The organism is Piscirickettsia salmonis LF-89 = ATCC VR-1361, assembly GCF_000297215.2.
Taxonomy (GTDB): Bacteria; Pseudomonadota; Gammaproteobacteria; order Piscirickettsiales; family Piscirickettsiaceae; genus Piscirickettsia; species Piscirickettsia salmonis.
Window position 1 is genome coordinate 1 of record NZ_AMFF02000004.1, and the last position, 7,384, is coordinate 7,384.

Consider the following 7,384-nt stretch of genomic DNA (forward strand, 5'->3'; position numbering starts at 1 on the left):
CACTCACCTGGATATCATGCTCTCGTATAAGTTCCTGACTGATAACATCGGGGGATGTATGGGTGCTTAACCGTTGATGGATCAACATTTTTGCCTCCTCTGAAATTTGTCGAAAAGCTTGACCTTGCTTAGCGTTAGCTCGTTTTCTTGTGCACAGCGAGAAGTAAGCCGGTGACAATAAAGACCTTTAAAATCGATTGGGGTGTGCCGTTTAATCTCACGGCTAATCGTGCTAGGAGAAAAGCCAAGTGCTCTAGCAATTGATCTGAGCGAGTCTCCCTCTGATAACCGTTGTTCGATATAAAAACGATCTTTTTCATTTAAGTGCCGATAAACCATCTCTACCCTCTAAGTCAAAAGGCGAACTAGAGAGTTTATCTGTATGAATATGAACTCTCTACTGAGTGTTGCACTTCAGATGACGGAGGGCGCTTCAGCCCCTAACGCTAAAAGAAGCTTTTCTATATCAGCCCAAACAATGCTTGCTTTGATCGGGTTATGAAAAATATCTCTTAGTGTCTTACGATGTTTATTATTCATCTTAATTATAGTGCCGTTTTTGGTGTCATATTGGAATGATAGTTTATCTTCAAAATGGTGTCAAATATGACACCATATAGTTGATTTTAATATAGCTTAAAAATAAATAGTATATTTTATACAAATTATACTTTTAGAGGGAGAATATAGTTTGAAGCGCTTCGAGCTATGGAGTGCTTAGAATTCCATAACTCGAATCGAAGATTAAAGAGATTATTTTGATTTTACATTATAGTACAGCACTTTTTAGTGGCTCTCTCATTTTCTTGGTGTTCTTGATCTGATCTAGATTCAGATTGTCTTTGAAATGGAGTGGCTTGTTGGCTGCCTTGATTATTTTCTCCAGGTTTCCAGCAAAAAGATGATAATTGACCTAATGTATCTAGTTTTCCAAGATCTTTACCCTTAGCTATATTATTTTGATCCAAACAGGGAACGGGGGTACTAGTTTGATTTGAAGATAATTTTAATAACTCTTCTTTTAGCTCTTTCTGTCTTTGCAAAACCAGATCACTACAATCGATATCTTTCTCTACATCATTTATGATAGCCATAACATTTACCTTTTAAATTTTAGTTAACTTTTTCTTATTTTTATAAAGTACTTATATATCAAATAGATAAAACAAGTATGTTAATTTTTTGTAAACAATTTTGTCTTTTTCGACTCAATTGCAAAAAAATAAAATTTAGGCGACAAAAACTAACAGTACATTTTTACCAATATATACTAAAGTTAATAAAATCAAAGGACAACGAATGGACAACAAAACACAATCAGTATATTATCTTAATATATCAATTTATTATACTGATTATAGCGATGATAAATAGGTATTGATAAATAAACTTATACATATTATACATATTATACATATTATACATATTATACATATACCAAGTAACTAATATAGTTTGCCGTTTTAAATATTTTCATTGATAAGAAGGAATAAAGAAGTATAATTTATATAACTTATATAAGTTATATAATATTATCAGAGGGTGTGTAATGGAAAAAGCTCGAGTCAATACAACCGCAATGCAAAAAGGCGGAGTTGGTAAAACTACATATGTATTTAATTTAGCTCATGGCTTAGCCAGTAAAGGGTATAGAATTCTTGTTGTTGATAATGACCCTCAAGGAGACTTAACTCAAGCAATGTTAGGGCATGATGTGTCACCACAATGCCATACAATAGAACTATACGATAATAAAAAAACAACTCCACAGGCAATTAAAGAGAATATTCATTTAATAGGAGCGGACATTGAGCTTGCTCTAGCACAAGAACGTAGTTTTGAAATTATGTTTGATTTTGCTGATCAGATTCAAAGATTAAAGAAAAAATATGACTACATTCTAATTGATAGTTTACCTTCGTTTGGGACAATGCATACAGCCTCACTGTTAGCAGCTGACACAATAACAATACCAACTAAAGCAGCACCTTTTTCATTAAAGGCCGTAAAAATGCTAATGGAAACTATCAATAAAGTAAAACGACCAAGAATGAACCCACAGTTAGAAATTCTAGGAATCCTCATTAATTACGTTGAAGGCTCCCAGACTTCCCTCGGACGTGAACTTGAAAAAACTTTAAGAGATCACTACGGAGAAACAATATTTAAAAACAAGTTAACAAGAACAGTTAAAATAGAAGAAAGTCCAGGTTTTCATGAATCTATCATGGATTACTCACCTAACAGTAAAGCAGCAGAAGAATTTAACTTAATAGTTGATGAGTTTTTAATCCGTGATAAGCAAGCTTTTGAGAGGGTTACGCATTATGCCTAAAAAAAGAAATTTTTCAGAAATTGGGGCATCCGCACTAAACTCTAATACAAAACGACCCAGCTCTTTAGAAGAGTTTTTATCTGATGATCAACCACACCAAAAAAAACAAGCCATTAAAAGTGATAATGATAATGAAAAAATAGAAGAATCTAAGGAAGTTAGCACCCCTTATGAAAATAATAACTTAGTCAAAGAACCAGAGAAAACTCCTAGACGAAAACAAAAGCAAAAAATGATAAGGGATAGCCTGGCTATACCAGAGTCTGATTATTCACTTTTAAATGAAATAAAAGTTAGATGTATGACTAATCACCAAGACTCTTCAAAAATGGATATTATTAGAGCTGCACTGAGGTATTTAAATCAAACTACTGATAGTAACCTGCTAAAACGAATCAAAGAGGTAAGAAAAGAAAAAAGAACGCACACTTAGATATTTAATTCAAATCTTCCAAGTTCATTTTTCATCACCCTATAATATCTTATAGGGTGTACATTATTTTGAAACCTTTAATCTTTTATACAATAACAGGACTTACGCATTGACAGCTGTTTTAAAACATGAAAGCTAGTGACATCAATAGATCTAGCCTTTTAATCACTTTTTTACAAACTCTCTGAAGAGAGCAAAAGTATGAGTTTATGACAAAAGTTCATACAAGTTATGAAAAAAATGTACTGAAAATACCAATTTTTTGTGGGTGCATAACTAGATTTTGTTGTCAATGCGTAAGTCCTGAATAACTCTATCAAAAGAATTAAGATTAGCAATAGAAAACCGTTGTTCTATGTATGCCATCAGTATATTACGATTCAATGTAGTTACCACAAAACTATCTGACCATGACTGCTTATGTTAATATGCACCATCTATGTTTGGTTTGATGAAATTCAAGCTTCAACATGGAGCTGGACCTTAGAGTCCATCTATAGCCGGGTGTGAACACGGCAACTTAAGAATGATTTAGTGAGACTGATTTTTTATGAAGAAATTATATGTAGGGAATTTGACATATTCTGTTGAAGACCGCGACCTAGTAGAGATGTTTTCAAAGTACGGTGAAGTGATTAGCGCAAGAGTGATTACTGATCGTGATACGGGTCGCTCAAAAGGATTTGCATTTGTTGAGTTTCAAACTCAGGAACAAGCGCAAGCAGCTCTTGAGCTTGATGGGAAAGACTCTGGTGGCCGTAACTTAAAAGTCAATATGGCTAAGCCACAAGAAAAAAGACAAAGTAGCTGGTAGATCAGTTGTTTTGCTGAGCCTCGTCTTGTGAGGCTCCACTTCTCCTCTAAGTATAAAAACATTCTTTGGCAAACTTTTTTCCTAGACCTTTAACTCTTTTTTAAGTTTTCTTGACCTATCCAACAATTTTCACCGTTTATAAACTTTAGCTATTCCAGTGGTTTCTTAAGTCAATATACTTAGCTTAAAAAGTAATTTTTAGAGAAATTATTTTGACTTCATATATGTAGCTAATATTCAGAGTATTTAGTCTCCTAAGCTCCTAAAAATACACTAGCATCTTATGGTTATATAACTTATATAACTTATATAACTTATATAAGTTATATAACTAAAGCACGTAGGAAGTTATTAAGTTATATAAGTTATACACAAATAAACTTTGATATCTCACAAAATTGGAAATAAAACATCTTAAAATAAATATAACTTATATAAGTTATATAAGTTAATTTATAGAGAAGTAACTAACGTTTTTTTTGCTGGAGTTATATAACAACAACATATTATATAATATGTATAAGTTATATAACATTAATCAATTAAGCTATTGTTAATAGCTAGGTTATGCATTTATTTTTTTAAACCATATTGACTATGTTGTATTTTTATCCGATGATAACAGAGAAAGAAGATTTATTTTGAAGTAGATGTTTAGCCCCCCGGCAAGAGGGCTAAACAATTGGCTGGCGCAGAAACCTAACCACAACATCTCTATTTTAGGTTTCTACACGGCATTAGTCAATCCCATAAGTTTATGAGGGCAAGATACTTATGCTTAAAATTCGACAACCTAAAGAAAGAGTAACCGTAGTTTATCCATGGATGACTGCTATTTGTAAACACAACCCATGCGCTTCAGCAATCTTAGCGCTGTCTACATTTCGCCATAACGAATATGGCTGGAATGAACACTACCTAACTCGTGAAAATTTAAAAGACGCGCTCTTTCATCAATTTACACTGTACCAAATTGGCAAAGCTCTAAAACAATTATTTGCCAATAAAATATTCACTCAAATTAAACGCAAGTGCTACGACCGTACCACTGTGTTTAGTTTAAACACTAAAGCGATCAGTGCCTTTCTTGCCAGCTATACAACACAATACCCGATTAAAGAAAAGCAAAAAGCGAAAGAGTATAAAAGTACTGAAAGCCTTGAAAACACTCAAGTTGCGAATTCGAAAAATGGAAGAGTCGAAATCGACTTTTCAATAAAGGAAGCACAGAAAGATAAAGAAAGTATTAATAACCCCGTGCTTAATTTTGAGCAATGTGCATCACAAGGGGATATTGTTATTGAACTTGAATTTGTTTTAGCTCAATTACGTGAAGAAAAAAGAAAACACAATGATCAACTTTTAAACACGGTTGATTTAACTGACTGGGCAAACAAAGAACAGGAACTTAGAAACGCACTTCTAGAAACACAAGAGGCGCTTGATGAAGCAAAAGCGATGAATAGTGAGATTACCCTTAATAAGTCGTGTAACACTGAAGGTGTTACGCCTAACTTGAGTAATGACTTAGCTGTGCTTAAAGATGTCCCTGTCGATATGGCTGTAGCGCATGGACCTGTGACAAACCAGCTAAGCCAAAATTTTTATAAGCAGCAAAAAAACTCAGCTGGGCGAGAAGTGACGAATAAACACATACAGAGGTTGAAACACTTTTCTAAAAAATTTGGTAATAGTCTTGATGAAATGCTGTGGTTTTTGAAAAATGCATATACCGAAAAAGGCTACACCGTTGATAAAGTGATGGGGATTTTAAGTGCAATAGCGCCAACATTTACCCGGCCGAATGGGATGGCGAGTTTTTGAAGTTTAAAGTGCGGAGTTAGTTTGATGTTTATATCAAACGGTAACAGTATTAGGAAAAATTAAATGTTAGAACTCAATGAGATCAAAATATTTTCAGGAGAAAAAGTTGCAACGCAAAACAGAACAGGCGCAATGGTCACTAATCTTTCAGATATATCAAAGCAATTTATTAAAGATGCTTGTCAGCTTGATGAGAAAGATACAGTAGTTGATGTAGGGTGTTGCTATGGCGTGGCATCATTACCTATTTTGAAAAACGGAAAATGCCAAATTATAGGTATTGATTTGGCAAAAGAGCATTTACAAGTACTGGAAGATCAACTGTTATCACAAGAGAAGTCTAGATTCAAAGCAATTACAGGGAAGTTTCCAGATATATTTAAAGCTAATCAAGACAGTATTATGGCAATCCATGCCTCTCACCTTTTACAATTTTTAAGAGGTCAAGAAATTGAGATAGCACTGAAAGTATGTTATCTAGCCTTAAAATCTCATGGTAAGCTTTACATCAGTACCACATCAATTCATTTACCTTGGGCTAAAGATTTTATTTCTGAATATTATAAGAGAAAGAAAATTGAACGATGGCCAGGTGAGATCCACAACTTTAAATTGTATACACCTTGTGAAGCGCAGAACTATATTCAAGACTTTTTTCACTTACTCTCTAAGTCTCAATTAGTAGAAGAAATGAAAAAAATAGGTTTTGAAATCGAACATGCATTTTCTTATGAAACAGATAATCCAACTCAGCAAGCAGATGATGGTAAAGAGATGATAGCTATTATTGCTTATAAACCATAAATATCCACGAATCAAATCGACCCGACCAATTTTTGTTTAAGATGTAGTTATGATAAATATGAGTGATTGTTATTGATAAGGCATCACTTAAAACATATTTATTGAATTAGGTTTAATTTTTATCTTTGTTCTGCAAAGATAGTGAACTTTGTAATATTAGAGTGATTTAGTGAATTAATGGGACTAAAAAAAACAACACACAGGAAAAAATCAGGTAAAACGATAGGCTATCTGTATACATTTGATTTAATCTATCCAGAAAAGACACTTTGTGTTGAGTTTGAAGTAATGCACCCAAATATCTTAAAAGCAGAAGAGGCGGTTGAAGCTGAATTTGATCAATGGGTGGGAGAGCAAGAAGAGGGAGCGACTGATTATGATTGTAGGTATAAGACGATTAGAGGTTAATACTTACTCAAAATGGTAAATAAAAAACAAAGCCCGTTTAGCGGGCTTTGCCAGTACTATGCAGGAGTTGTTAGATTTATTGAGTATGTGGCATTTGAGCTGATTGGAATTGTTGCAGGAAATAAAACACTCCATGAGCTAAAAGGAAGGCTAGTACTCGGAACAGTACTGTCAGGATAAGACCAAACATTTTCTATACCGCTCTTAGATATTAAATAAACAGAAATAGCCTTATTTGTATCTTGACTTGGTACGGGTTGTTGCGATCCAAATGGGTAGAAGTCATTGGCTTGAATCTCTAATGAACCTAGATCAGAACAACCTGACTCGCTAGTAAACTTAATATTGCCCTGAATTTTGCTATCTGAAGTGCAGATTGAAGCAAGGTTACTTGGATATTTTTCACACAACTCTTTTTCTACAGTGAGCTTTAATGTGCACCCCGGCATAGTTAAGGTATAATCTCCTAAGGTACTATGACCAGATGGTGCATATGGAAAATATGGGGAATCAGAATTAGATGCATATGCGTTAATGGATAAAGCTGCTGTTAATATTACAAAAGAAATTTTTTTAATTTTACACCTAAAAATAAATAACACTTAAAGTTAATTGGTTACGCCCTCCGTCATCTGAAGTGCAACACTACTCTATACTAAGCCGCCATCAAATACTCTAAAAAAACATGATTAGGTGAGCAATAATTCAAACTCGCTCTTCTTCTGGTGTTCAATGTATGCTCTATTTTTGCTATTTCTTTGTCACT

8 protein-coding genes and 2 pseudogenes are annotated in these 7,384 nt (G+C 33.7%); 6 read left to right on the forward strand and 4 right to left on the reverse strand.

The genetic code is table 11. The features are described from left to right. Positions 1-339: pseudogene (locus C200_RS00520) on the reverse strand (helix-turn-helix domain-containing protein); the annotation flags it as partial. Positions 340-764: 425 nt separating this feature from the next. Beyond that, positions 765-1,094 (reverse strand): hypothetical protein, encoded by a 330-nt coding sequence (locus C200_RS00525; RefSeq protein ID WP_016211926.1) that lies wholly within the window; start codon positions 1,092-1,094, stop codon positions 765-767. 455 nt (positions 1,095-1,549) lie between these two features. Here C200_RS00525 and C200_RS00530 point away from each other — a divergent pair, with 455 nt between their 5' ends. From C200_RS00530 to C200_RS00555, 6 genes are all read left to right on the forward strand, one after another. After that, a complete protein-coding gene (locus C200_RS00530) occupies positions 1,550-2,335 on the forward strand; it encodes a ParA family protein (protein ID WP_016211925.1) in 786 nt (261 codons plus the stop codon). Continuing rightward, positions 2,328-2,768: a hypothetical protein gene (locus tag C200_RS00535; RefSeq protein WP_016211928.1), complete on the forward strand. Its 441-nt coding sequence runs from the start codon at positions 2,328-2,330 to the stop codon at positions 2,766-2,768. Before C200_RS00530 ends, C200_RS00535 begins: the two co-directional genes overlap by 8 nt. 550 nt (positions 2,769-3,318) lie before the next feature. Next, the gene (locus C200_RS00540) at positions 3,319-3,582 is read left to right on the forward strand and encodes an RNA recognition motif domain-containing protein (RefSeq protein ID WP_032126138.1); all 264 of its coding nucleotides are present in this window, start codon (positions 3,319-3,321) and stop codon (positions 3,580-3,582) included. Positions 3,583-4,356: 774 nt separating this feature from the next. After that, the gene (locus tag C200_RS00545) at positions 4,357-5,406 is read left to right on the forward strand and encodes a hypothetical protein (RefSeq protein ID WP_032126137.1); all 1,050 of its coding nucleotides are present in this window, start codon (positions 4,357-4,359) and stop codon (positions 5,404-5,406) included. Positions 5,407-5,469: 63 nt separating this feature from the next. Further along, on the forward strand, positions 5,470-6,210 hold the full coding sequence (locus C200_RS00550; protein WP_016212188.1) for a class I SAM-dependent methyltransferase: 741 nt from the start codon (positions 5,470-5,472) through the stop codon (positions 6,208-6,210). 177 nt (positions 6,211-6,387) lie between these two features. Next, positions 6,388-6,618 (forward strand): hypothetical protein, encoded by a 231-nt coding sequence (locus tag C200_RS00555; protein WP_016212186.1) that lies wholly within the window; start codon positions 6,388-6,390, stop codon positions 6,616-6,618. Positions 6,619-6,674: 56 nt separating this feature from the next. Here the strand turns inward: C200_RS00555 and C200_RS00560 are convergent, their stop codons facing one another. After that, positions 6,675-7,067, reverse strand: coding sequence for a hypothetical protein (locus tag C200_RS00560; protein ID WP_016212189.1), 393 nt, complete (start codon positions 7,065-7,067; stop codon positions 6,675-6,677). A gap of 206 nt (positions 7,068-7,273) precedes the next feature. Next, a pseudogene (locus C200_RS16825) lies at positions 7,274-7,384 on the reverse strand (IS30 family transposase); the annotation flags it as partial.

Bases quoted from the DNA above. Each gene is read 5' to 3' on its own strand.
- C200_RS00525 (WP_016211926.1), bottom strand. From the start codon at position 1,094: ATGGCTATCATAAATGATGTAGAGAAAGATATCGATTGTAGTGATCTG.
- C200_RS00530 (WP_016211925.1), top strand. From the start codon at position 1,550: ATGGAAAAAGCTCGAGTCAATACAACCGCAATGCAAAAAGGCGGAGTT.
- C200_RS00535 (WP_016211928.1), top strand. From the start codon at position 2,328: ATGCCTAAAAAAAGAAATTTTTCAGAAATTGGGGCATCCGCACTAAAC.
- C200_RS00540 (WP_032126138.1), top strand. From the start codon at position 3,319: ATGAAGAAATTATATGTAGGGAATTTGACATATTCTGTTGAAGACCGC.
- C200_RS00545 (WP_032126137.1), top strand. From the start codon at position 4,357: ATGCTTAAAATTCGACAACCTAAAGAAAGAGTAACCGTAGTTTATCCA.
- C200_RS00550 (WP_016212188.1), top strand. From the start codon at position 5,470: ATGTTAGAACTCAATGAGATCAAAATATTTTCAGGAGAAAAAGTTGCA.
- C200_RS00555 (WP_016212186.1), top strand. From the start codon at position 6,388: ATGGGACTAAAAAAAACAACACACAGGAAAAAATCAGGTAAAACGATA.
- C200_RS00560 (WP_016212189.1), bottom strand. From the start codon at position 7,067: ATGCCGGGGTGCACATTAAAGCTCACTGTAGAAAAAGAGTTGTGTGAA.